Here is a 25,624-nt window from a genome sequence, read left to right as displayed (position 1 = left end):
GGGGGGGGGGGGGGGGGGGGGGCCCCCTGTTTCCCCCCCCCCCCCCCCTCCCGCTTGTTCCAGCCGCCTGGGGACTGTAGCCGCCTGGGGACTGGCCACCGGGGTTTCGTTGTGTCGCACCGCAGCCCCGGGCCCCTGGGCCCCGGGGCCCGGGCTTCGCCCGGTCTTCCGCCCCGGTCCCTGGTCTCCGGTCCCTGCCCCCGGTCTTCCGCCCCGGTCCCTGGTCTCCGGTCCCTGCCCCCGGTCCTCCGCCCCCGTCCCGGCCCCGCCCCCGTCCCCCGTTCCCGTCCTCCGCCTGGGCTCCCTCCCCGGCCAGGCAGGTCAGTCCTGGCCGGTGGCGGGGCGCCAGGGGGTGAGGTCGGGGGTGCGGCCGGTGCGGGTCCAGTAGAGCCGGCCGTCGAGGCCGATCGCGGCCACCGCCGGGCCGGCCGTGCCGGACCGGGCGCCGGCCGGGGCGCCGCTGAAGAGGAAGCGCCCGGGTTCCCAGTCCAGAGGCCGGGGCCGGCCCGCCGCGGTACGTCCCGCGGCCGAGCGGCCCGCGGTCGCACCCCCGCCCCCCGAACGTCCGGCTGCCGAACGCTCTGGAGTAGACCGTTCCGCAGCAGAACCTTCCGCGGCAGAACGTTCCGCGGCCGAGCGCCCCGCCGTGGTGCCGCCCGCCGTGGTGCCGCCCGTACCGGCTCGGTCCTTCGCGGTGTCGGCTGGTGCGTACCGGGCGGCGCTGACCGTGCCCCGGTCGTCCCGGGCCGTCAGCAGGACGCCGGGCCCCTGGGGTGTCACCTCGACCGGGCCGAAGCCGGCGATGCCGCCCAGGTCGGCGGGTTCCGTCCGCCACGTCCTGCCGGAGTGCCCGACGGCGCCCCCGACGGAGCGGCCCGCGCGGGACGCGCCGGAAGAGGAGGTCGAGGACGCGCCGGAAGAAGAGGACGAGGCCGAGGCCGAGGGGGAGTGGGCGGTGAGCAGGTCGGCGGAGCCGGGGCGGCGGAAGTAGAGCCGGACCCCGGTGGCGTCCGGATGGGCGGTCAGCGGACCGGTGGTGGCGGGCAGTCCGGTCGGCTCCGGGGCGCCCATGGCCGCGTCGTGCCGGGACTGCGACCAGGCCAGGACGGAGGCGGGGGTGGCGGCCAGCACGTGCATGCGGCCCTTCCGGTCCGTGGCCACGGCCAGGTTGCCGAGCAGTCCGGTGCCGCCCAGGTCCGTCCAGGGCTGCCAGGAGCCGTCGGCGTTCCGGGTACGGGAGCTGAGGCCGTGGGCACCGTTGCGCAGGTAGACGGTCGCGCGGCCGGAGCCGTCCAGGGTGACGGCGGGCGCACCGAGCTGCCAGCTGGAGACGGCGTCGGGGCCGGGGGCGCCGAGCGACTCCCAGGGGCCGAACCGGCCGTTGGGCACGGTCTGCGCGGTGGTGACCAGTTCGCGCCGGTAGTCCGCCGGTCCGGTGCCGAGCAGCGTCCGGGTGGCGAAGACCGCGATCCGGCCGTCGCGCAGCCGCAGGGCCGTCACGCCGTCGTCGATGCCCGCGCCGGGCAGCAGGTCCGGGCCGGACCACTGGGCCGAGCCCCGGGCGCGCTGGCTCCACACCGCGAGCCGCCCGTCGAGGGTGGCGAACGCCCGCAGTGCGCCGTTCCGCTGCGGCTGGAGCCAGCTGGTGCTCTCACCGCGGTGGTAGCGGATGCTCTGGGCCCAGTTGAAGCCCAGGGGGCGGGCGCCGACCTTCAGGTCGCCGCAGCCCGCGGAGTCGCGGCAGTCGCGGCCGTCGGTCCAGCCGTACGTCCGGATGGCGTCGAGCTTGGTCCGCAGGGCCGTGCGGTCCAGGGTGTGGGGCAGCGAGCCGTTGAGGTAGCCGAGGTACACCTGGGTGCCGACCGGGGGCCGGTCCGGTTCCTCGGCGTACCGGGCGAGGGCCCGTTGCAGGAAGCGGGCGCCGTACATGTGGTCCTGGTGGTCGGTCCAGCCGATGCCGCTCCGCTTGCTGTCGGGGGTCGGGTCCTGCATCCGCACATACGTCGGCCGGAAGCGGTCCAGCAGCCCGGTGAGGGTGCTGACCAGCTGTTCCCCGGAATAGGCGAAGTCCTCGGAGACGACGCTGCCGGAGGCGAGGAGGGAGCTGAGGGCCGACACCCGGCCGTCCCAGAGACCGCGCAGGCTGTGCGGCCGGTCGCGGCCTATGCTCTCCGCCTCGTGCAGCTGGAGCCAGACGAGACGGATCTTCGGGTGCGCCCGGAGGGTGTCGAGCTCGGCTTCCCCGCCGCCGTCGGTCGGCACGACCTCGCGCCGCCAGGGGCTCGCGGGGTCCCCGGTGGCCATGCGGGCGTAGGCGGCACGGATGCCGTTCTGCCGGGCCTTGGCGAACTTCGCCCGGTCCGCCGGCAGCTGCTTCCGGCGGGCGTCCTCAGCGGAGGCGTTGACTCCGTTGGACTCGCCGGCCGTCAGATAGACGGTGGCCAGCGCGTTCCCGGAGCGCAGCGACTGGCTCAGGTCCGGATTCATGAAGTACAGGTCGTCGTCCGGGTGGGCGACGACCTGGAGGACCGATTCCGTTGTTCTGATCCGCTGGTCGGCGGCCATGCCCGCCGCACGGGCGCGGCCGGCGGCCGGCTCCCGGACGTCCGCCGTGCCACGGGCGAGAGGAGCGGAGCAGGAGGCCACGGTTCCGACGAGCGCCAGGGTGAGCGCGCTGCGGAGCAGACGATTGGGTATCGCAGGCATCGGTGTTCACTTTCAAGGTGCGGAACAGCCCAGGAGGCTGAGCAGGAAGCCGGAGCAGGAGAGAAGCCGGAGCAGGAGAAGGACCGGAGTGGGGAGGACCGAGCAGGGGAGGACCGGAGCGGTGGGAGAGCCGCGGCACGCAGGGAGGCGGCGCAGAGCGGAGAGGGAACGGCACGGCGCGCAGCGACGGAACGAGCCGCGGGGCGGCGAAGGGCCCGCCGGACGCGTGCCGGATCAGCTCGCTGTCGCCGGTCCCGGTACGGGTCGTGCCGCCGGTCGCCGGGCCGACTGCGCTGTCGGTCGTGGTGCCGGTCGTGGCGGGGATCCGGGCGGTCGGGGCGGCAGCGCCCGGACCGGCCAGGTGCCGGGACCGGGCGGCCCGTCGGGGCGCGCGCCGGGCTCCGCCTGTCCGCTGCGGCGCGTGGCGGGGAGGCCGGAGCCGGAGCCGGGGGCCACGCGGGGGAGGAGGCCGCCGGGGACGGAGGCGCGCTTCGGGGAGGTGCTGGAACCGGGTCCGCTCATCGCGGCCGTCCCGTCACCCCGTACGCGCCCCGGTCGGCCGGGCCCGGGGCCGAAATCGAAGTCAGGGGCGGGGGCGGGGGCGACGAGGACGCCGGCTCCGGCCACGCAGCGTCGGGCGTTCCCGGGCACGGCGTATCCGCCTCCGCCAACGCAGTGTTCCGCGTACCAGGGCATCGCGCCCCCGCCAACGCGGCGTTCCGCGACGTCGGGCACCACGCCCTCGCCCATGCAGCGTTCCGTGTACCCGTGCCCCGGCCCGCAGGGCTCGGCCCCGCGCTCCGGGGGGCGGCCGACCGGGATCCGGGGAGCGTCCGCTGCTCGTGGAAGCGGGTGTCGCGACCGACCATGAACCGTGCCTCTCCGGTGCCACCGTGCCTCCGGTGTCACACCTTCACCCGACCGGGCCCATGGCATTTGCCACCTTTTGTGGGGCCGACATCGGCCATTCCCGGTAATTTCTATGATGTCGGCGGAACGCTTCGGGTTGCCTGGAGGGCCTATGAATTCGGCGGGGCCGGAGAATTCGGAGGGGCCCGTGCGCGCCGTGGAGCCCACGGCGGAGCCCTCGGCCGAGAGCGTCAAGAGCGGCACGAGCGGCACGAGCGACGCGAGCGACGCGAGCGGCGCAACCGTCAAGAGCGGCAACGGCAGGACGAGCGGCAACGGCAGCACGAGCGGCAAGAGCCGCAACAGCCGCGAGAGCCGTAAAAGCCGGGAGGAGGGCGAAGGCCGCGAAAGCCCGGAGAGCCGCGAAAGCCCCCAGGGCCTGAAGAGCTCGGTGAACCCCGAGAGCCCCGCCGGCCCCGAGCGCCCGGCCCCCGACGTGTCGGTGGTCGTGATCGTCTACAACGACGCCGCCCGGCTCCCCACCGCCGTGCGTTCCGTGCTCGCCCAGACGCTCCGCGCCGTCGAGGTCGTGATCGTCGACGACTGCAGCGAGGACGACTCGTACGCCGTCGCCCGGCAGCTCGCCGCCGAGCGTCCGGGGCAGGTGCGGGCGTTCCGGCTCCCCGCCAACAGCGGCGGCTGCGGCGCCCCGCGCAACCACGGCATCGGCGAGGCCCGCGGCCGGTACGTGATGTTCCTGGACAGCGACGACGAACTGGAGAGGAACGCCTGCCGCAACCTGCTCGCGGCGGCCGAGAGCAGCGGCGCCGATCTCGTCTCGGGCCGCTGCGTCCGGGTCCACGTCGACAGCCGGCACGGCAAGCGCGAGGACTGGTACCCCTGGATCTACCAGGAGACCCGCACCCTGGAATCCGTCTCCGAACTCCCCGACCTGCTGATCTTCGACACCCTGTCGACCAACAAGTGCTACCGCCGGGACTTCCTGCTGGAGCAGAACCTGCTGTTCCCGGTGGGGATCCACTACGAGGACCTGCTCTTCTCCGCCCAGGCCTATCTCGCCGCCGGGCGCATCACGCTGATCCCCAACCGGGTCTACTTCTGGAACGTCGTCGACCGGACCGGCGCCAAGTCCATCAGCAACCGCCGGCACGAGATCGCCAACTTCGCGCACCGGATGGAGATCCACCGCCGGATCGACACTCTGCTGGAGCAACGGCGGCTGCCGGATCTGAAGTTCCACAAGGACGTGAAGTTCCTCAAGCACGACCTGGTCCTGCATCTGCGCGACCTGCCCCTGCTGGACGAGGAGTACCGCCACCGGTTCGCCGAGCTGGCCGGCTCCTACCTGGCCGGTCTCGACCCGGCGGCGTACGACGAGGTCCAGCCGATCCAGGCCATCTGCGCCTACCTCCTGGTCCGCGAGGACTGGGACAACCTGCTGCCCGCCGCGGACACCCTGATGAACCGCGACAAGATCTCCTCGCCGCTCACCGAGCGGGACGGGCGGGTCTACTGGTGCGCCGAGCACCTCGACGACCCGGAGGGCCGCAAGGTCCTCGATGTCACCGACGCCGACTACCACGGCATTCCGCTTCGGCGGATGTTCCTGCGCAACCGGCTCACCGCATACGCCGACGACGGCCGCGGCACCGTGCGGCTCGCCGGCAGCGTGGTCAATCCGCTCCGCCGCATCGGCCCCGGCGCCCGGGTGCGGGGACGGCTGGAGTTCCGGGCCCGCCGGCGCAGTCTGCAGACCTTCCACTTCCCGCTCCGAACGCTGCGCCGGCACGGCGACTTCCTGGACTGGACCGCCGAGGCGGACCTCGCGCGGCGGCTGCGTCCGCTGGGCGTGATCGACGCGGTGTGGGACGTCCGGCTGCTCCTGGACGTCGACGGCGAGCGGCTGCGCACCCGGCTCAGCGTGGGCGGTCTCGCGCTCGACCAGGCCCGCCCGCTGCGCGTCCGCCCCCGGCTCACCCGGCTCGTCGCCGACCGGCTGGAGCCCGAGATCTCCCGGCGCGGGCACCTGGCGTTCCGGCTGGCCGTGCGGGGACGGGCGGCGATCCGGGCCCGCGAGGCCGTGGACGCCGCCGTCACCGGGCCCGCCGGAGGGCTCGTCAAGTCCGCCGTGCGCCGGGCCCGCAAGGCCAAGCGCACGCTCAACTCCGGGGAGACCAAGATCCGTGCGTACCACCGGGCGCTGCGCGTCCTGCCGGTGCGCAAGGGGCTGGTGGTCTTCGAGAGTCACCTCGGCAAGCAGTACAGCGACAGCCCCCGGGCCATCTACGAGGAGCTGCGCCGGCAGGGCGTGGACTTCGAGCCCGTCTGGTCCTGGACGGGGCGGCAGCCGGACGGTTTCCCCGCCGACGCGACCCTGGTGCGCCGGTGGAGCTGGCCCTATCTGCGGGCCCTGGCCCAGGCGGAGTTCTGGATCGACAACCAGGGCTTCCCGCTGAAGCTCACCAAGCGGCCGGAGACCACGTACATCCAGACCTGGCACGGTTCGGCGCTCAAGCGGATGGGCTTCGACGAGCCCCGCTACAAGCTGCTCAACCGCTCCGACCAGGAGGGCTACCAGCGGGTGCTGGACCGCTTCGACCACTTCCTGATCCGCTCCGAGCACGATGTGCGCACCCTCGCCCGCGCCTACCGGCTCAAGGACGAGGTGCTGCTGCGCACCGGCTATCCGCGCAACGACCCGCTCGTCGCGGCCCGCGCCCGGGAGGAGGCGACCGGAGTGCGGGAGCGCGGCCCGCTCGCCGCCGAGCTGGGCATCCCCGAGGGCCGCCAGGTGCTGCTGTACGCGCCGACCTTCCGCAGCGGTCCGGGCGGGCGGATCCGCGCCTTCGAGCTGCCCTTCGACGTCGAGGAGTTCGCCCGGCGCTTCGGTGACCGCTGCACCCTGCTGATCCGCTCGCACTATCTGAACCACGTGGTGCTGCCGCCGTCGGTGCACGGCACCGTCCTGGATGTGACGGACCACCACGACATCACGCCGCTGCTGATGCTCGCGGACGGGCTGATCACGGACTACTCCTCGGTGATGTTCGACTACGCGCTCCTCGACCGGCCGATGCTGTTCTACGTCCACGACTGGGACGACTACGCCGGGGTGAGCCGCGGCACCTATTTCGACCTCCTGGAACAGGCTCCGGGCCCGGTGGTGCGGACCGAGGAGGCCCTCTTCGCGGCGGTCGCCGAGCTGAAGTCCGCCGACACCGAGTACGCGGAGGCCCGGCGCCGGTTCGTCGCGGAGTACGGCGAGTACGACCGGGGCGACGCCGCCCGCACCATCGTGAACCGGTTCTTCACCCCGCGGAGCGGCACATGAACGAGCAGCGGATGCCTGCCGATGCCCCGGTACTCCCGGGCACTTCCGACGTCTCCGGGACTTCCGGTCTCTCCGGTGTTCGCGAGGCGTCCGGAACCCCCGCCGTGGCCGGCGGCCCCGGCCCCCGCTCCGGCCCCGCCGCCACCGGGCGGGACATCTTCTTCGTCTCCAACAGCGTGGACGAGCTGGGCGGGGTCACCAGCTGGTCGCACCAGATGGCCCGGCTGTTCGCCGCGCGCGGGCACCGGGTGCGAGTCATCGGCATCGGGCCCGCCGAGGAGCGGCAGAGCCTCGGCGGCGAGCCGGCGTACCCGGTGCTGACCCTCTACGACGCCCCGCCGCCCAAGGCCCGGCCGGTCACGTTCGGCAGCCGGTTCAACCCGGTCGAACGCCGGCGCCGCGGCGCCCGCGAGGCCGGGATGCGGGAGCAGGCGGAGAAGCTGAGCGCGCTGTTCCGGAAGGCGCGGCCGGGCGCGGTCGTCATCGTCACCCAGGTCTGGGCCATGGAGTGGGTGACGCTCGCCGACACCGCCGGGGCGACGGTCATCGGGATGAGCCACGAGTCGTACGCCTACTCGCGCGACAGCTCGCGCTTCCGCCGGGTGCAACGGTTCTACCGGGACGTCGACCGGATGCTGGTCCTCACCCAGGAGGACGCCGACCTGTGGATCCGGCAGGGGCTCGACAACACCGGATTCCTGCCGAACCCGCTGCCGTTCATGCCCGACGAGCCCTCGCCCCGGACCGCGAAGGTGGTGACGAGCATGGGCCGGCTGACCGACCAGAAGGGCATCGACATGCTCCTCGACACCTGGGCGGAGGTCGCGCCGCGGCACCCCGACTGGACCCTGCACATCTACGGCTCCGGCGAGGACGAGGAGATGCTGCGCGCGCAGTGCACCGCGCTGGGCCTGGACGGGTCGGTGGCGTGGCGGGGGCGGACCGGCGACGTGCCGGGGGCGCTGCGCGGCGGCTCGGTCTTCGTCCAGTCCTCGCGGGGCGAGGGGTTCCCGCTCTCGCTGATGGAGGCGATGGCGGCGGCGGTGCCGTGTGCGGCGTTCGACTGCGCGCCGGGCGTCCGCGAGATCATCCGGGACGGAGAGGACGGGCTCCTCGCCGCCCCGGGCAACACCGGCGAACTCGCCCGTCGGCTGGACATCCTGATGTCCGACCGGGAACTGCGGGACCGGATGGGCGAGCTGGCCCGGGAACGGGTGCGGCGGTTCTCGACCGAGGAGGTCGTGCGGCGCTGGGAGGAGCTGTTCGCCTTTCTGGAACGCTGAGCGCCCGGCAAGCCAGGGGGTGGCGGACCCCGCCCGGCAAGCAGGGGGAGGCGGACCGTATGCCCCTGCCATCACCGCCCCCTCACCCCTCACCCCTCGCCCTAGGCCGATTGTGGGCGCGCCTGTCCCGCCACCGTCCCCGCTTCCCGGCCGACAGCGGGCGCGCCCGTCGCGCACGGCTCACCGCCGACGGGCCGCCCGTCGCAGCTTCCGGGTGACCACCGCGACCGCCGCCCGGGGCCCCGGCGCGATCCGGAGGGCCAGCGAACCGCCTGTGGTGGCATACGGCTGGACCAGCAGCACCCCGTGGCCACGGCTCGGCACGGCCGTCCGCCGCAGCCCCGGCCCGGCGGCCCGGACGCCGGTGGACAGCGAGGACCCGTCGGCGCAGTGCAGCCGGACCCGCAGGTCCCAGACGTCCGGCGGGGAGCCGCGGGTCCGGACGGCCAGCGCGTCCAGATCCAGCAGGACCTCGGCCGACCACGAGGAGATGCCCTCACCCGGGGCGGAGCCCCCCTCCGGTCCGAGGCCGGCGTCCCGGACCCGGCCCCCCTCCGGTCCGAGACCGGCGTCCCGGACCCGGCCGGTCTCCGGGCCGAGGCCGGCACCCCGGTCCCGCCCGGCCTCCGGGGTGAGGACGGCGTCGCGGGTCAGCCCGATCGCGCCGTCCTCGCGGTGCCGCAGCTCGAGGTCGACCGTCAGCGGCCCGGCCGCCGCGAGCCGCCCGTAGATCTCGTGCACCCGGATCCGCAGCAGCCGGGTCCGGGCGCTCACGACCGGCTCCGCCTCGACGGTCACCGGCAGCCGGCGCAGCGGTTTGGTGTCGATCCCGTCCAGCAGCACCCCGGGCAGGTCCACATCCCAGACGGGCCGGCCCTCGACCCGTGCGTAGGGCGGCAGCAGCCGGGCCGGCCGGCCGGCTAGTTCGATCAGCCGCCGCAGGTCCCTCGGGTGCTCCGCGGCCAGCAGGACCCGGGCGATCCAGCGGGCGGGGGCGCGGGCGGCCGCCAGCTCGGCGGCGTCGAAGCCGGCGAGATACGCGCGGGTGAGCTGCCACCAGGCCTCCCGGTGCGCGGCGCTGTGCCCGCCCAGCTCGCGCAGGTACATCCGCAGGTCGTAGTCGAGGAACTTCACCCGGGCGGCGTGCGCCAGTTGCTTCTGCCCGGCCTCCTCGAAGATCTCCACGGACCGGCGGTGCGCCGCCAGCCGGCTGCGCCAGTTGTCCGGGCCGTTACGGTCCAGGGAGATCGACGGCCGCTCGGCCGAACGGCGTACCTGCCAGCCGTAGACGGCGTCGGGGACGATCGCGATCCGCGGGGCGGCGGCCAGCACCCGGGCGGTGAAGACGAAGTCCTCGTAGCGGAACGCCCCCTCGGGGAACGTGATGCCGTGCCCTTGCAGAAAGGCGCGGGCGTAGAGCTTGTTGACGCACAGGGTGTCGCGGACCAGCCGGGGCCGTTCGGCGGGGGAGTCGTGCACCGCCTCCGCGCGGTACAGCGACTGCTGCCACCGGACCTCGCGGTGTCCGGGCAGCTCACGGCGGACGCAGGCGCCCGCCACCACGGGGGCGTGGTGCCGGGCGGCGGCCGCGAGCAGGGCGTCCACCGCGCCCGGCAGCAGCACGTCGTCGCTGTCCAGGAACATCACGTACCGGGCGGTGGCGCGCCGCAGACCGTCGTTGCGCGGGGTGCCGCAGCCGCCGCTGTTGCCGCGGCGGCGCACCACCCGGACGCGCCGGTAGCGGCGTGCCAGGTCGGCCAGGACCCGGGCGGTGTCGTCGGTGGAGCCGTCGTCGACCGCCACGACCTCGGCGACACCGGCCCCCTGGCGGAGGGCGGACAGCACCGCGTCCGCGATGTGCCCGGCGTCGTTGTAGCCGATCACGATGACGCCGACCTGCGCCGCGGACGGTATCGGAGCCGTCTGTGCTGCCTTGGGGGCCACCCCTCCATTTCAGCCCCGGGGGCCGCGTTCTCCGAGCCGGGAGCGGCGAACCGGGTGACGGGACCCGCTGCCCCCACGGGCCGGGCCGACGCCGTGCGGGGGATCAAGCGGGGGCCGTTTGCTGCCGAACCAAAGACGGGACCGTGCGAAGAACAGGAGCTCGTCGATGGTCACAACCGAGGTCAGGATCCCCTTCCGGCCCGTCCTGGCACGCCGCACCCCGGTCGCGACCCTGCTGATCCCGGCCGTCACCATGGCGGTCCTGGGGCTCTGGGGCCTGAACCGGCGCGGGCTGTGGGGCGACGAGGCCGCCACCTGGACGGCCGCCCGGCGCACCCCGGCCGAGCTCTGGCACCTGCTGCAGAACCTCGACGCCGTCCACGGGCTGTACTACTTCGGCATGCACCTGCTGCTGGCGGTGCGCGCCGACGAGGTGATGCTGCGGCTGCCCTCGGTGCTGGCGATGAGCTGGGCGGCGGCGGCCGTGGCGGCGACCGGCGCCAAGCTGGCCGGGCCCCGGGTGGGGCTGATCGCGGGCACCCTGTTCGCGGTGGTGCCGGTGGTGAGCCTGTACGCCCAGGAGGGCCGGTCGTACGCCCTGGTGGTGGCCGGCGCGACCACCGCCACCTACCTCCTGGTGTGCGGCTGCCGGAGCACGGACCGCCGCTGGTGGCAGGCGTACGCCGGGGTCGTGGCGCTCACCGTGGTGCTGCACGCCCTCGCCGTGCTGCTGCTCGCCGCGCACGCCGTGACGCTGCTGATGGCCCGCAGCGCTCCCCGGACCTGGCGCCTGTGGGGCATGGCGGCGGGCGGCACGGTGGTGGTCCTGGTCCCGCTGCTGTGGGTGGCGGGCGGTCAGGTGGAGGCGATCGCCTGGATCACCCGGCCCGGCTGGGACGAGGTGGTCCATCTGGTGCGGGCGTTCGCCGGACCGTCCGGCGGGGCCGCGTGTCTGACCCTGCCGCTGGCGGCGGCCGCCCTGTTCCTGCCCCGCCGCCCGTCGTTCGCGGCGACCCCGCCCACCCTGATCACGGTGGCGCTGCCGCTGCTGGTCGTCCCGCCCGTCCTGCTGATCGCGGTGTCCCAGCTGTATCCGCTGTACGACCTGCGGTACGTGCTGTACGCGCTGCCGGGGCTGTCCCTGCTGGTGGCGGCCGGTGCCGACCGGCTGGCCGCCCGGGTGCCGTGGCGGGGTTCGCTGCCGCTGGCGGGGGCGCTGGTGGTGTCGATGGTTCTGGGCGGGCAGCTGGCCGCCCAGAACGAGGTGCGTTCCGGGGAGAGCCGGATGGACGACCTGCGGCCGATCGCGCAGGCGGTACAGGCCCGGGCGAAGCCGGGCGACGCGGTGGTCTTCCTGGCCGGGACCCGGCGGAAGGCCGCCATCGCCTACCCGGAGGCGTTCGCCGGGCTGCGCGATGTGGCGCTGGAGGCGTCCCCGGGGCGTTCCGGCACGCTGTACGGCACCGAACTGCCGCCCGACCGCGTACGGAAGCTGCTGTCGCGGGCCGACCGGGTGTGGCTGCTGGACCGGGAGGACTCCGACCAGCGGAGGGTGTTCCGGGCGGAGGTGGAGCGGGTCAAGCAGGACGTGCTGGCGACCCGGTTCCACCGGGAGGGCGTGGCCCGGCTGCACGGCGGCAGCGTCCATCTCTTCGTGCACGACTGACCGGTCCTCGTGCACTGGCGACCGTTCCTCGCGCTCAGCTGACCGCTTCTCGCGCACGGCTGACCGGTTCTCGTGCGCGGCCGACAGGCCGGACAGCCGTCCGTACACCACCCTCGGCCGCCCACGGACACCGCCGCCCGCCCGCGAGGACCGCCGCCCCGGCCTACTTCACCGCGCCCGCCATGACCCCGGTGACGAACTGCCGCTGGAAGGCGAAGAACACCACGAGCGGAATCACCATGGAGACGAACGCGCCGGGCGCCAGGACGTCGATGTTGTTGCCGAACTGGCGCACCTGCTGCTGGAGGGCGACCGTGACCGGCGGTGAGCCGCTGTCCGCGAAGATCAGGGCGACCAGCATGTCGTTCCACACCCACAGGAACTGGAAGATGCCGAGCGAGGCGATCGCGGGCCCGCCGAGCGGCAGCACCACCCGGGTGAACAGCCGGACCTCGCCCGCCCCGTCCAGCCGCGCCGCCTCCAGCAGCTCGCGCGGGATCTCGGCGAAGAAGTTCCGCAGCAGGAAGACGGCGAACGGCAGCCCGAACGCGGTGTGGAAGACCACCACCCCCGCCGTCGTCTGGAAGATCCCCAGGCTGTTGAAGAGCTTGGCGACGGGCAGCAGCGCCACTTGGACGGGCACCACCAACAGGCCCACCACCAGCAGGAACCACCCGTCCCGGCCCGGGAAGTCCAGCCAGGCGAAGGCGTATCCGGCCAGCGAGCCGATGACGACGACGAGGACCGTGGACGGGACCGTGATGAGCACCGTGGTCAGCAGCGACTCGGTGATGGCGCCGTTGCCGAGCAGCTCGGCGTAGTTGTCGACGGTCAGTTGGGTCGGCGCCCCGAACACCTTCCACCACCCGGAGCCGGCGATGTCGGAGCCCTCGCGCAGCGAGGAGATCAGCAGCCCGAGCGTCGGCATCAGCCAGAACAGCGCGACCAGGACCAGCAGCACCTGCGTCAGTCCGCCCCCGGCGCGGGCCGCGAGCCGGGACACGGCCGACGGCCGGGCCTTCTCCACCGTGCGGGACGGGCGTACCGGTACCGCGTCCGTGGTCGTGGTCATCGGCGGCGCTCCCTCCGGATGCGGCGGATGTTGAGGATCATCACCGGCACCACCAGCAGAAGCAGCAGCACGGCGATGGCGCTGCCCACGCCCTGGTCGGCGTCGCTCCCGAAGGACGACAGATACAGCTGGAGGGCCAGCACATTGGCGTCGGACTGGGTCGCCCCGGGCGCGATCACATAGACCAGGTCGAAGATCTTCAGCACATTGATCATCAGGGTGACCAGCACCACCGCCAGCACCGGTGCGAGCAGCGGCACCGTCACCCGCCGGAACACCTGCCACTCCCCGGCGCCGTCGACCCGGGCCGCCTCCAGCAGCTCCCGCGGCACCCCGGCGAGGCCCGCGGCGATCAGCACCATCGCGAAGCCCGCCCACATCCACACGTACGCGCCGATGATGGCCGGGGTGACCAGCGACGGGCCGAGCCAGTCCACGCCGTTGTACGGCTCGGCGAAGTTGCCGGCCGGCAGCCGCAGCAGGGCCCCGGCGGCCCGGTCCGCGGGCAGTGCGTACGTGCCGTCGGCGGCGGCCTCGGCCGAGGCGACGACGCGGCCGTCCCGGACCGCCTCGACCCGGATCCCGGCCAGTGCCTTCTCGCCCGGGTCGATCACCCGGGGCCGGCCGCCCCCGCCCCGGGTGAAGTCCAGCCACACCGTGCCGGTGATCTTCCCGGCCGCGCGGGGCGCGGGCCGCGCGGCGGCGGCGCCGGACGGCAGCTTCGCCGCGGGCACGCCGACCAGCGGCACATCCGCGGGCACCCCGTCGGCCAGCGGCGAGGTGCTGGTGAACGACCCGCCGCCGGAGGGCCGCAGCTCGGTGCGCGGCCCCGGGCGGGCGCCGGGGTAGGCGGCGGACTCGGTGAAGGTGTCGTGCACCCCCACCCAGACGGCGTTGGCCACCCCGCGGTCCGGGTCCTGCTCGTACACCAGCCGGAAGATGATCCCGGCCGCCAGCATCGAGATCGCCATCGGCATGAAGACGACCAGCTTGAAGGCGGTGCCCCAGCGGATCCGCTCCGTGAGCACGGCGTAGATCAGGCCGAGCGCGGTGGAGACGGCCGGGGCGACGATCACCCAGATCAGGTTGTTCCGGACCGCGGTGAGGCTGTCGGGGTCGGTGAACACCTCGGCGAAGTTGTCCAGTCCGACGAATCCGGAGCCGTCGGCGCCGAAGAAGCTGCGCACCAGGGAGTACCCGATCGGGTAGACCACCAGCGCGCCCAGCAGCACCAGCGCGGGCAGCAGGAAGCAGGCGGCCACCCACGGCCGGGTGCCCTTGGTCCCCCTGCCGCGGGGTGGTCCGGAGCGGGCGGGGGGCGGTGTGCCCGGTGCGGCCGTGCCCTCCGCGGTCGCGGTCGTCATGGCCGGCGGCCCGTCAGTTCCGGAACGCCTTGGCGGCGGCCGCCTCCAGCTTCCGCTGGGCGCCCGCGACGTCCTTCGGGTTCTTCAGGAAGTCCTGCAGCGCCTTCCACTCGCCCGCGCCCTTGGTGCCGCCGAAGGACGCCGGTGCCTGGTCCGACATGTCGAACCGGAAGGCGTCGCCCGCCGAGATCAGCGCCTTCGCGATGTCCCGCTGCACGGCGTTCGGGTACACGCCCGGGTCGAGCTTCCGGTTCGGAGAGATGTAGCCGCCGGCCTCCGCCCAGATCGCGGCGGCGTCGGTGGAGGCCAGGAAGGTGAGCAGCGCCTGCGCGCCCTTGCCGCCCTTGAGCGCCACCGCCACGTCCCCGGCGCTGACCACGGGGGAGGAGCCGCCCACGGCCGGGAACGGGAAGACCTTGGCGTCCTTGCCCACCTTCGCGTCGGTGTCGGTGGAGATGTTGGCGGCGACGAAGTCCCCCTCGAAGACCATCGCGGCACCCGGGGCGTCGCCCCCGGTGAAGGCCTGCGTGACGGACTTGGGGAACTCGGTCTGCAGCGCGCGGTCCGAGCCGCCCGCGATCAGCGTCCGGTCGCCGAAGAGTTCGCCGAGCGTGGTCAGTGCCCGCTTCACGGACGGGTCGGTCCACGGCAGGTCGTGCCGGGCGAGCCGGTCGTACTTCTCCGGGCCCGCCTGGGAGAGGTAGACGTTCTCGAACCAGTCGGTGAGCGTCCAGCCGTCCGCCCCGCCGACGGAGACCGGCGGCACGCCGGAGTCGGAGATCGTACGGGCCGCGGCGAGGAATTCCTTCCAGGTCTTCGGCTCGGAGACCCCCGCGTTCTCGAAGGCCGTGGTGTTGTACCAGACCAGGGACTTGTTGGCGGCCTTGAAGTAGACGCCGTACTGCGTGCCGTCGTGGGCGCCGAGGTCCTGCCAGCCGCGGGAGAAGTTCTTGCCCAGCTGGGCCTTGGCCGGGCCGCCCAGCGGCTTCAGCCAGCCCTTGTCGGCGAACTGCTGGAGCGCGCCCACCTGCGGGAGCATCGCGACGTCCGGCGGCTCGCCGCCCTCGATCTTCGTCCCGAGGAAGGTGGAGATGCTGTCGCCGGTCGGCACGAAGCCGACCTGGGCACCGGTGCGCTTCTCGAACTCCTCAAGCACCGCGGTGAAGTTTTTCTGCTCCGCGCCGGTCCACACGGCCGCGACCTGGAGCTTCTCTCCGTCCAGGTTGGGGAGCCGGACCGTGGAGGCCTTCGAGCCGCCCTTCCCCGAGCCCCCGGACGAGCCGTCGCCGTCGTCGCCGCATCCCGCCGCGGTGAGGGCGAGGGCGCCCGCGGTGACGATCGCCAGCGCGGTGCGAGTGGTACGTGCCGAGCGAAGAGTTGTGCGCATGACCTGCCCCGTCTCCCCTGGGCCGGGCCACGGGGGGCCACCGTTGCGCGGACCCCGCAGACGGCGGCCGTAGGTGCTCCGTGCGTCCCGTGGCTCAGTCCTACGCCCGGAACGCGAACCCCCGCAATACCGCGTGCGGCGCCAAGTGGCCCATCGTGACCAGGATGTGACAGGGCGTCAATGCAGGCGGCGGAGATCCAAGCACCCGGATGAACGCGGCCGGCTCCGGCTGGGCGCGCAGCGCGGGAACCACCGCGTACCCGCCCGCTCCCCCGAGTTCACAGCAGCGGTGGAGCCGCCGGCGCCTGTGCCGACTGGGCCGCCCGGTGGAGGGCGCTGGCCAGCAGGGCCAGGTCCGTCGGACCGTTGCCCAGCTCCCGCACCGGCCGCCGGGTCGGCGGATCGCCCATCCGCTCCCACTCCAGGGGCACCACCGTCGGCCGCAGGGTCGCGGTCCGGGGGATGCGGCCCGTCACCCGCCCCGCCTGGAACGGGGTGACCGAACCGTCGGCGAACAGCAGCCGGCCGCGGCCCGGTGCCGGCTCCCCGGCATCGCCCCCGGCCTCCGGACGCGCCGACCCCGGCCCCTCGGCGGGCAGGATCTCCAGCGCGATGCGCAGCCCCGCCTGTTCGGCCGCGGCGGTCTCCGCCGTCCGGTCCGGACTGCCGGTCGCCGCGATCAGATGCACCCCGAGCCGGGCGCCCTCCCGGGCCACCGCCTCCAGGGCGCGCACCACCGAACCGGCCGCGGGCCGCCCGGGGCTGCCCAGCCCCGGGGCCACCAGCTCGTCGTAGTCGTCCACGAGCACCACGAGCCGCGGCAGCGCCGGGGGGTCCTCGCCCGCGGCCGCGTCCGCCGTCCGGCCCGCGCCGCCCGGTCCGGCGCCCGTCGCCGAACCGCCGCCGCGGGCGCGCAGCTTCAGCGTCCCGCTGGGCGCCGACTCCAGATCCCCGTGCCGGTCGGCCACCGGGTCAGGGTCCCGGGGGCGCCGCGGCGCGACCATCCGGTCCGCCACCGCCCGCCGGGTGTGCCAGTCGGTGAAGTCGCCGTCGCCGATCAGCTCCGCACGGCGCTTGAGCTCGGTGCCCAGGGCCTGGGCGAAGGCCCGCATCCGCACCGGGTCCGCCGCCGCCAGATATGTGGAGACGTGCGGCAGTTCGGTGCAGACCCGCAGCCCCTCGCCGCGCTCGGCACCGCCGCCGTCGACGAGGACCAGCGCCACCCGGTCCGGCCGGTCGGCGGCGGCCAGCGAGGCGGCCATCGAACGCAGCAGCTCCGTCTTGCCGCTGCCCGGACCGCCCTCCACCAGCAGATGAGGGCCGTCGGAGGCCGGATCCACGGACAGCGGTCCGTGCGGTCCGGCGCCCAGCACCGCGCAGACCCGGCCGCCCTCGGCGGGTCCGGCGTCCGCCGCCGCGGCCCACCGGGCCATCAGCGAGGCCGGGGTGGCGCGGGCCAGCCCCAGTTCGTCCAGCAGCCGCGCGGTCCGCGGCAGTGGGGCGGCCACCCGCCGGGGCCCGTCACCACCGGTGTCCGCGGCCCGCAGCGGGGCCAGCGCGCGGGCGAAGCGCTCCGCCCAGGCGGCCGACACCGCGTCCACGGTCGCCACCACACCGTTGTTCACCGGGCCCGCCGGGCCCAGGTGCATCACCCGGAGCGCGGTGGCGACATCGCCGCTGAGCAGCGCGGCCGCCCCGCACTCGGAGAACGGCGCCGACGCCTCCCGCGCCATGTTCAGCGTCACGGAGAGCGGGGACGCGGGCGACGCCGCGGGGGTCTCGGCCAGACACAGCACATGGATACCGGCCGCCGGCCCGCCCGCGGCCAGCCGCGCCGTCGTCCCGCGCAGCGCGGCCGAGCCCGGATCGCCGTCGACGATCACCAGGGTGTACGGGCCGTCGTACTCCCCGGCCGCTTCCGCGATCGCCGCGCGGTCCGCGGTGATCCAGCCGGGCCCCAGCGGTCCGTCGTCCAGCCGCCGCACCAGCTCACCGGTGCGCGCCGCTGCCTGGTCCCGGTCGTGGGCCAGCAGCAGCCGGCAGTCCTGGCCGTGCGCCGGGCGGACCTGCGGCAGCCAGCCCAGCCAGCCCCACTCCGCCAGCCGCTCCGCCGCCGGGCGCTCCCGGTCGGTGCAGATGAGGACGATCTCCAGGTCGCCCGGCGGGTGCAGGGCGGCCAGCTGTGCCACGACGGAGCGGGCGAGCCCGGTCAGCCGTGCCCGCGGCCCGGCCAGCCCCAGCGAGCCGGTCTGCCGCAGTCCGAGGGTGACCGGGGCGGCGGGGGCGCCGGGCCGGTCGGCGGTGCCGAGCCGGACGACCAGGGTGTCCGGGTGTACCGGGCCGCGCTCCCACAGCCGGGGGCCGGGGCCGAGCGCGGTCAGCAGCACCTCGGACGGGTCGGGCCACCGCTTCGCCGCGGCCTCCTCGGCGGCGGTGTCCACCGCGGGGCGGGCCGGCGGCGGCTCGGCGCCGGGGACCGCCCCGGCATCGGCCCGCGCTCCGGCCAGCCGCCGGGCCCAGGCCCCTATGCCGCGCACCCGCCGGACCTGGCGCGGGGCGCCCTCCTGCCCGGGACCGGCGAGAGAGTGCCGCCCGGGGTGGGTCGCGGCGGAGTCCGGCTGTCCGGGAAGGGCGGCGGAGGCGGGATACGGGCCGCCCGCGGCCGTGCCGGGGTGGGTGACCATCGACTCCGCGTAGCCCCAGCCCGCGACGGTGCCGTCCCCGGCCTGCGGTGCGCGGCTCCCGGGCGGGGGCACCGGTCCGGCCGGGTCCCGCCCGTCCGCGTCCTGGGCCGCCGCGCCCACGACGACCCGCAGATGGCCCTCGCCGTCCGGCCGGGCCGGCAGGGCGCCGGGCACCGGCGTACCGGCGGGCGCCGGGGGCGCTCCGACGGCCGGGCCGGGGGCGGCGACCAGCCGCAGCGCCGACTCGCCCAGCCGGAGCAGCGCCCCGGGCCGGACCGGCGCCGGGGCGCCGCCCACCGGCTCGCCGTCCAGCGCGGTGCCGTTCGTCGAGTTCAGGTCGGCGACGGTGACCCGGCCGTCGTCCGCGACGGTGACCGCGCAGTGCAGCCGGGAGACGTCCGGGTCGTCCAGGGGCACGTCCGCGTCGGCGGACCGCCCGATCCGGATCTGCCCGCCGTGCAGCAGATGGACGCCGCCCGCGTCGGGCCCCGCGACCACATGGAGCTGGGCGGGGGCGCCGGACGGCAGCACCGGGGGCCCGCCGGGGTGCCGCTCGGGCTCAGCGGGGCCGCCCAGGGAGAGCACGGCGCCGTCGGTCAGCGGCGGCTCGCCGAGGGCGCAGCGCTGGGCGTCGAGCCGCTCGGTGCCCGCGTACAGCACGACCGGGCCGGAGCCGCCGGAGGAGTCCGGGGCGCTCTCGCCGGATCGTGCGGCGCCCGCTCCGGGGGCACCCGCCTCGGCGGCGGCCCCGTCGCGGCGGCCCGGTGCCGGGGGAGTTGCGCCGGAGGAGGCGGCGACGGCGGCCGCGAGCCCGCTCGCCACCGCGGCGAGCGCGGTACCGGCAGGGGCCGTGACGAGCACGTCGCAGACCCGCGCGGCGTAACCGCCGCGTGGTCCGAGGACGGTCAGCCGAATCTGCATCGCCGTCAACGGTCCCTTCTGCCCGGCGCGCGCGACCGGGGAGGCCGGCTCCCCCGCCGTGCACAGGCACCTCAGCACGTACAGGTCACACGGCGGACGGGACCGGAGTTGCCCACCGCTTCCGTGCTCGGTGCATCCTCGCACCTGCCACCGACACTTCGCGCCGGGACCGGCGACAATCGATCTTGATTGGCCGGGCTACGGCGCAAATGTGCCGCTGTGGCCCGCGTTACGGTGTCGCCCCCGCCCGCCGGGGGGGATGGATTCCGGTTGGCGCCGTCCGCTCGGCAACCATCTGCCCGGAACGCACGTCTTCCAGTCGAGCCCGGGTCGTCGTAACCGGTCGGCATACCGTACGGCGGCATTACAGTGGGTCGAACGGGTCGCCGAGCCGTCGGGCGGCCCCGTAATTTGGACCACGATCAGGGAGCGCAGACGTGCGGCCGGTAGGCAGCAAGTACCTGCTCGAGGAGCCGCTCGGACGCGGAGCCACGGGCACCGTCTGGCGGGCGAGCCAGCGAGAGGCGGCCGGCGCCGAGGCGGCCGTTCCCGGCCAGCCGGGCGAGACCGTCGCGATCAAGGTCCTCAAGGAGGAGCTGGCCGGCGACCCGGACATCGTGATGCGCTTCCTGCGCGAGCGTTCCGTGCTGCTGCGGCTCACCCACCGCAACATCGTGCGGACCCGGGACCTGGTCGTCGAGGGCGATCTGCTGGCCCTGGTCATGGACCTGATCGACGGCCCCGACCTGCACCGCTATCTGCGGGAGAACGGCCCGTTCTCGCCGGTGGCGGCCGCGCTGCTCACCGCGCAGATCGCCGACGCGCTAGCGGCCAGCCACAGCGACGGCGTGGTGCACCGGGACCTCAAGCCCGCCAACGTCCTGCTCATGGACGCCGGCGGCGAGCTGCACCCGATGCTGACCGACTTCGGTATCGCACGGCTGGCGGACTCGCCCGGACTGACCCGCACCCAGGAGTTCGTCGGCACGCCCGCCTACGTCGCGCCGGAGTCCGCCGAGGGCCGCCCGCAGACCTCCGCCGTCGACATCTACGGCGCCGGCATCGTGCTGTACGAGCTGGTCACCGGCCGTCCGCCGTTCGCCGGCTCCACCGCGCTGGAGGTGCTCCACCGGCACCTGAGCGAGGAGCCGCGCCGCCCGAGCACGGTGCCCGAACCGCTGTGGACGGTCATCGAGCGCTGTCTGCGCAAGAACCCCGACGAGCGGCCCAGCGCCGAGAACCTCGCCCGCGGTCTGCGGGTCGTCGCCGACGGCGTGGGCGTGCACGCCTCCGCCGCCCAGGCCGAGGCCGCCCTCGGTGTGGCCGCGCTGCTGGCCCCCGACCCGGCCCCCGCGCCGGTGCCCGACTCGGGCGCCGGGGCCTCCGGCGACGCGGACCCCACCCAGGTGCTGCCGTCCGGCGCGGGCTCCTACGACCCGGCCGCCGCCACCAGCGTGCTGCCCTCCACCGGCCCGAACGCCGACCCCACCCAGGCCCTGCGGCACGGCGCCGGCCCCGGCGGTCCGAACGCGGACCCCACCCAGGCCATGCCGCCCGTCCAGGACGGCCCGCACCCGTGGCAGGGCCAGATGGCCGCCGCCCGGGACCGCAACGAGCAGACCCAGGTCCAGTACCTGGACCCGAGCGAGGACCCGCTGCGCCGCCGTCCGCCCCGGCGTCCGGCGGCGCCCCCGCCGCAGCCGTACGGCGGCCCGCAGCAGGGGCAGCAGCAGTACGGGCAGCAGGGCCAGCCGCAGGGCCGCGGCCCGGCCCAGGCGCCCTACCCGCCGCAGCAGCCCCAGCAGCAGCCGCGCCGCCGGGAGCGCCGCCCCGAGCGGCACACCCCGCCGCCCCCGCCCGCGCCGGAGCCGCGGCGCCGGGAGCCGCGCCGCAGCGCCAATCCGATGCGGATCCCCGGGCTGGGCTGCCTCAAGGGCTGCCTGTTCAGCATCCTGATGCTCGTCGTGGGCGCCTGGCTGATCTGGGAACTCACCCCCCTCCAGGACTGGATCGCCGACGGAAAGAGCTTCTGGAACGCGGCCGGGGACTGGTTCAACAGCGTCAAGGACTGGGTGTCGGAGATCAGCAAATCCTCCGGCTCCGGAGGACAGTGATTTTCCGGCCCGCCCATTCCCGGTAAGCAACCGGTAGAACCGGTAGGCATTCGTCCCGACACCGGTACGCGCCCGTCGCGTACCGGTGTTCGGCATTTCCGGACCCCGTGGCGCCATTCCCGGGAGATTTGTTCGTGACGCATCCGCCGGTCTGGAGATTTGTCGACTCCTGAGGGGTGATTTCCCGCTCAGAAGCGACGGTTGCCGTCATCCGGGGCACCCAACACCCCGGTGTCCGCGTAGTTTTGTCGCCAACGCCAGCCCCGGAGACCACGGGGCACGACACGTCGGAGCAGTCTTGGCACGGAAGATCGGCAGCCGGTACACCGCCCACCAGGTCCTGGGCCGGGGATCCGCCGGCACGGTGTGGCTCGGCGAGGGTCCCGAGGGGCCCGTCGCCATCAAGCTCCTGCGGGAGGACCTCGCCTCGGACCAGGAGCTCGTCGGGCGCTTCGTGCAGGAGCGCACCGCTCTGCTCAGCCTCTCCCACCCCCGGGTCGTCGGCGTCCGCGACCTCGTGGTGGACGGCAACGACCTCGCCCTCGTGATGGACCTCGTGCGCGGCACCGACCTGCGCACCCGGCTCGACCGCGACCGGCGCCTGGCCCCCGAGACGGCGGTCGCCATCGCCGCGGACGTGGCCGACGGCCTCACCGCGGCGCACTCCGCCGGGATCGTCCACCGCGACGTGAAGCCGGAGAACGTCCTGCTGGACGTGCAGGGCCCGGCCGGCCCCGGCGGCGCCCACCCGGCGCTGCTCACCGACTTCGGCATCGCCCGGCTCGTCGACGCGCCCAGCCGGACCAGGGCGACGAAGATCATCGGCACGCCCGACTACCTCGCACCGGAGATCGTCGAGGGCCTGCCGCCCCGCGCCTCCGTCGACATCTACGCCCTGGCGACGGTCCTCTACGAACTGCTCGCCGGATTCACCCCGTTCGGCGGCGGCTACCCCGGCGCGATCCTCCGCCGCCATGTGACGGAGACCGTGGCACCGCTGCCGGGCATCCCCGACGAGCTGTGGCAGCTCCTCGTGCAGTGCCTCGCGAAGTCCCCCGCCTCCCGGCTGCGCGCGGCGGAACTCGCCGGGCGGCTGCGGGAGCTGCTGCCCGATCTGGCCGGGATGCCCCCGCTGGACGTGGACGAGCCGGACTCCGGGGCCGAGGACCCCGACCCGGTCCACGACGAGCAGCCCCACCGGCCGCAGGACGGCCCGGAAACCCCCCGCCGGGGCGCCGTGCCCCTGGTGCACGGGGCCGCGCGGGACTCCAACCGGGACACCCACACCAGCATGCGCGTGCCCAGCGCGGACGAACTCGCGGGCGGGGCGCACGGCACCGCGCGCTTCCCCCGGGCCGCGGGGGAGCGGCGCCCGGGCTCGGCCCGCAGCCGTGCCGCCTCCGAGGCGGTGCGCCGCCGCCGGATCAGGCTGGGCGCCGTCGCGCTGGGGCTCGTCGCCGCGGCCGGGCTGGGCGGCTGGCTCGCGGCGGGCGAGGACGAGGGCGACGCCAAGCCGCCGGGCGTGGAGCGCCCGGACGGCGCCTCCTCGGCCCCCTGAGGACTCCGCGCCCTGCTCGGGGCGGCCCGGTCCCCGCCGCCGCGGACCCGCGGCGGCGGTGCGGAAGGCGACCCGGCAGCGCCCGCCGGACCGGCCCCACCAGGGGCGACGCATGCCTGGGAGCACGGCGCTCACCCGGCGCACCGGTCCTGAAGGAGCCGCACCCCTCCCGGCCCCCGGGCTCGGGTGCGGCCCGGACGGCGGGGATTCCGCGGGATCAGGGGTTCAGGGGAGGTACCGCTCGACCGCCGCGGCTCCCTTCTCGTCGAGGAGCCGCCGGGCCCGCTCGATCCGCTCGGGTGTCACATCGCGGCCGCTGAGCTTGACGAGGTCTTCGGGGTCCACCGGCCCCTCGGCACCCGTGCGCAGGTTCAGGTGCTTCGGCAGGGCGGTGGACCCGTCCTCGTGCGGTTCGGTCATGTCGACCCTCCTTCGTGCTCTGTGGGTCGTGTCAACGGAGCCATTGCTCGCGTATCACCCATTGTGGGGTGTTTTGCTGTGAGGTCCAGTGCCGGCGCATCACGGGCAGAGCTCCGCGTCACAGCCGTTAGGCTGGACCCGTGGCAGTCGTCGATGTATCCGAAGAGCTGAAGTCCCTCTCCTCGACCATGGGGTCGATCGAGGCCGTCCTGGACCTCGACACGATGAGGGCCGACATCGCCGTGCTCGAGGAGCAGGCGGCGGCCCCCTCCCTGTGGGACGACCCGGAGAACGCCCAGAAGGTCACCAGCAAGCTCTCCTATCTCCAGGGGCACCTGCGCCGTGCCGAGGAGCTGCGCGGCCGGATCGACGATCTCGAGGTCCTCTTCGAGCTCGCCGACGCCGAGGACGACGCGGACGCCCGCGCCGAGGCCGAGTCCGAGCTCGTCGCCGTGCGCAAGGCGGTCGAGGAGATGGAGGTCCGCACCCTCCTGTCCGGCGAGTACGACTCCCGTGAGGCGGTCGTCAACATCCGGGCCGAGGCGGGCGGTGTCGACGCCGCCGACTTCGCCGAGCAGCTGCAGCGGATGTACCTCCGCTGGGCCGAGCGGCACGGCTACAAGACCGACGTCTACGAGACCTCCTACGCGGAGGAGGCCGGCATCAAGTCGACCACCTTCGCCGTCCAGGCCCCGTACGCGTACGGCACCCTCTCCGTGGAGCAGGGCACCCACCGCCTCGTCCGCATCTCGCCGTTCGACAACCAGGGCCGCCGGCAGACGTCCTTCGCGGGCGTCGAGGTCCTCCCGGTCGTCGAGCAGACCGACCACATCGAGATCGACGAGTCGGAGCTGCGTGTCGACGTGTACCGCTCCTCCGGCCCGGGCGGTCAGGGCGTCAACACCACGGACTCCGCGGTGCGCCTGACCCACATCCCGACCGGCATCGTCGTCTCCTGCCAGAACGAGCGCTCGCAGATCCAGAACAAGGCGACCGCGATGAACGTCCTCCAGGCCAAGCTGCTCGAGCGGCGCCGCCAGGAGGAGCAGGCGAAGATGGACGCGCTGAAGGGCGACGGCGGCAACTCCTGGGGCAACCAGATGCGTTCGTACGTCCTGCACCCGTACCAGATGGTCAAGGACCTCCGGACGGAGTTCGAGGTCGGCAACCCGCAGTCGGTGCTCGACGGCGAGATCGACGGCTTCCTGGAGGCCGGTATCCGCTGGCGCAAGCAGCAGGAGAAGTAAGGGTTTCTTGCGCTGTGCCCCCGCCCTCGCGGGGTCATGGCGCAAGGGTCCTTGAATCCGAAAGCTTCCCGAGGCAACTGCCGCTCACCGAGTGGCGGTTGCCTTTTTCGTCACAGTCGGCCGACTTCAACGGTGGGCATTCGCTGCATAGTCGACAATGCGTGCGGAATGACCTTGACGTTGATGTGAAAAGTGGGAAAGCTGACGCGCGGCATGCCCATGACTGAGGCGCGTGCGATCGGGGGCGGGGGCGGTTTGTCCCGCCTGTTTCTTTTCTCCCCCCATGCTGCCGCTGCCCGACGCAGGGCTGCTCACTGACAAATCAGCTACTGGGGGTAGCAAGCACATGACCAAGAAAATGCGGCTGCGTGTGGCGCGGATCGCGGCCGGCGCGGTGATCGCCGCGGGTGCGTCGCTGACCGCCGCCGGCGCCGCTCAGGCCGTGGGTGTGGATGTCGAGGTCGGCGGTATCGGCGTCGGCGCGCACGCGGGCAAGAAGGGTGTGCACGCCGGAATCGACATCGGCGAGCAGCCGACGGGTGACCCCACGGGCATCCCGACGGGCGACCCGACCGGTATCCCGACGGGTGAGCCGACCGGCGAGCCCACGGGTGAGCCGACCGGCGAGCCCACGGACCCGACGGGTGAGCCCACGGACCCGACCGACCCGACCGGCGAGCCCACGGACCCGACCGACCCCACCGGTGAGCCCACGGAGCCCACCGAGGACCCGACGGACCCGACGGACCCGACCGGCGAGCCCACCGACCCGACCGAGGACCCGACCGACGGCACGGGCGGTGCCGGCAACGGCACCGGCGGTGGCGGCAACAACCCGGGCACCGACACCGGTGCGGGCGCCGGGACCGGCACCGGCACGGACACCGACAGCGTCGGCTCGCAGCCCGTCCAGCAGGGTGAGGCCAAGGAGGAGCTCGCCGAGACCGGCGCCTCCGAGACCACGTTCCTGCTGATCGGCGCCGCGACCATGATCGCGGGCGGCATCGGCTTCCGCATGCTGCCGCGCCTGATCACCCGTGGCGGCGGCGCCGCCGCG

Annotated in this window: 14 protein-coding genes; 7 read left to right on the top strand and 7 right to left on the bottom strand. The window is 74.6% G+C overall.

The window, feature by feature from the left end:
- Positions 1 to 321: 321 nt before the first annotated feature.
- Positions 322 to 2,706, bottom strand: coding sequence for a PIG-L family deacetylase (locus tag AC3EQ1_RS29620; RefSeq protein ID WP_432097394.1), 2,385 nt, complete (start codon positions 2,704 to 2,706; stop codon positions 322 to 324).
- A 1,300-nt stretch (positions 2,707 to 4,006) separates the two neighbouring features.
- On the opposite strand from AC3EQ1_RS29620, the gene AC3EQ1_RS29615 reads away from it, so the two are divergent.
- Entirely contained in the window at positions 4,007 to 6,907 is a 2,901-nt protein-coding gene (locus AC3EQ1_RS29615; RefSeq protein ID WP_432097395.1) for a bifunctional glycosyltransferase/CDP-glycerol:glycerophosphate glycerophosphotransferase, read from the top strand.
- Positions 6,904 to 8,190: a glycosyltransferase gene (locus tag AC3EQ1_RS29610; protein ID WP_432097393.1), complete on the top strand. Its 1,287-nt coding sequence runs from the start codon at positions 6,904 to 6,906 to the stop codon at positions 8,188 to 8,190. Before AC3EQ1_RS29615 ends, AC3EQ1_RS29610 begins: the two co-directional genes overlap by 4 nt.
- A 180-nt stretch (positions 8,191 to 8,370) precedes the next feature.
- Here AC3EQ1_RS29610 and AC3EQ1_RS29605 read toward each other — a convergent pair whose 3' ends face one another.
- The gene (locus AC3EQ1_RS29605; RefSeq protein ID WP_432097392.1) at positions 8,371 to 10,134 is read right to left on the bottom strand and encodes a glycosyltransferase; all 1,764 of its coding nucleotides are present in this window, start codon (positions 10,132 to 10,134) and stop codon (positions 8,371 to 8,373) included.
- A 166-nt stretch (positions 10,135 to 10,300) separates the two neighbouring features.
- Here AC3EQ1_RS29605 and AC3EQ1_RS29600 point away from each other — a divergent pair, with 166 nt between their 5' ends.
- Positions 10,301 to 11,800: a glycosyltransferase family 39 protein gene (locus AC3EQ1_RS29600; RefSeq protein ID WP_432097391.1), complete on the top strand. Its 1,500-nt coding sequence runs from the start codon at positions 10,301 to 10,303 to the stop codon at positions 11,798 to 11,800.
- A gap of 163 nt (positions 11,801 to 11,963) precedes the next feature.
- On the opposite strand, the gene AC3EQ1_RS29595 is transcribed toward AC3EQ1_RS29600, so the two are convergent.
- The 4 genes from AC3EQ1_RS29595 to AC3EQ1_RS29580 all read right to left on the bottom strand — a co-directional run bounded on the left by AC3EQ1_RS29595 (position 11,964) and on the right by AC3EQ1_RS29580 (position 19,228).
- Positions 11,964 to 12,872 carry a carbohydrate ABC transporter permease gene (locus tag AC3EQ1_RS29595; RefSeq protein WP_432097390.1) on the bottom strand — a complete coding sequence of 303 codons (909 nt, stop codon included), beginning with the start codon at positions 12,870 to 12,872 and terminating at the stop codon, positions 11,964 to 11,966.
- Positions 12,869 to 14,236, bottom strand: a complete 1,368-nt coding sequence (locus tag AC3EQ1_RS29590) for a carbohydrate ABC transporter permease (protein WP_432097389.1) — start codon at positions 14,234 to 14,236, stop codon at positions 12,869 to 12,871. Before AC3EQ1_RS29590 ends, AC3EQ1_RS29595 begins: the two co-directional genes overlap by 4 nt.
- 13 nt (positions 14,237 to 14,249) lie before the next feature.
- Positions 14,250 to 15,623 carry an ABC transporter substrate-binding protein gene (locus AC3EQ1_RS29585; RefSeq protein WP_432097388.1) on the bottom strand — a complete coding sequence of 458 codons (1,374 nt, stop codon included), beginning with the start codon at positions 15,621 to 15,623 and terminating at the stop codon, positions 14,250 to 14,252.
- A gap of 278 nt (positions 15,624 to 15,901) precedes the next feature.
- Positions 15,902 to 19,228: an FtsK/SpoIIIE domain-containing protein gene (locus AC3EQ1_RS29580; protein ID WP_432097387.1), complete on the bottom strand. Its 3,327-nt coding sequence runs from the start codon at positions 19,226 to 19,228 to the stop codon at positions 15,902 to 15,904.
- A 437-nt stretch (positions 19,229 to 19,665) separates the two neighbouring features.
- Between AC3EQ1_RS29580 and AC3EQ1_RS29575 the strand changes: the two genes are divergently transcribed.
- Both AC3EQ1_RS29575 and AC3EQ1_RS29570 read left to right on the top strand, forming a co-directional pair.
- Positions 19,666 to 21,342: a serine/threonine-protein kinase gene (locus AC3EQ1_RS29575; RefSeq protein ID WP_432097386.1), complete on the top strand. Its 1,677-nt coding sequence runs from the start codon at positions 19,666 to 19,668 to the stop codon at positions 21,340 to 21,342.
- A 298-nt stretch (positions 21,343 to 21,640) separates the two neighbouring features.
- Positions 21,641 to 22,900, top strand: a complete 1,260-nt coding sequence (locus AC3EQ1_RS29570) for a serine/threonine-protein kinase (protein WP_432097385.1) — start codon at positions 21,641 to 21,643, stop codon at positions 22,898 to 22,900.
- 225 nt (positions 22,901 to 23,125) lie between these two features.
- Here the strand turns inward: AC3EQ1_RS29570 and AC3EQ1_RS29565 are convergent, their stop codons facing one another.
- Positions 23,126 to 23,320, bottom strand: a complete 195-nt coding sequence (locus tag AC3EQ1_RS29565) for a hypothetical protein (protein WP_388860831.1) — start codon at positions 23,318 to 23,320, stop codon at positions 23,126 to 23,128.
- Positions 23,321 to 23,460: 140 nt separating this feature from the next.
- On the opposite strand from AC3EQ1_RS29565, the gene prfB reads away from it, so the two are divergent.
- Positions 23,461 to 24,567: a peptide chain release factor 2 gene (prfB, locus tag AC3EQ1_RS29560; RefSeq protein WP_351514851.1), complete on the top strand. Its 1,107-nt coding sequence runs from the start codon at positions 23,461 to 23,463 to the stop codon at positions 24,565 to 24,567.
- Positions 24,568 to 24,913: 346 nt separating this feature from the next.
- Positions 24,914 to 25,624: hypothetical protein (locus AC3EQ1_RS29555; protein WP_432097384.1), on the top strand; the 711-nt coding region annotated here is incomplete at its 3' end.

Source organism: Streptomyces sp. bgisy100 (assembly GCF_057709105.1).
Note: the sequence above shows the minus strand (reverse complement) of the source record. Positions and strands in the feature narration are given on the sequence as shown.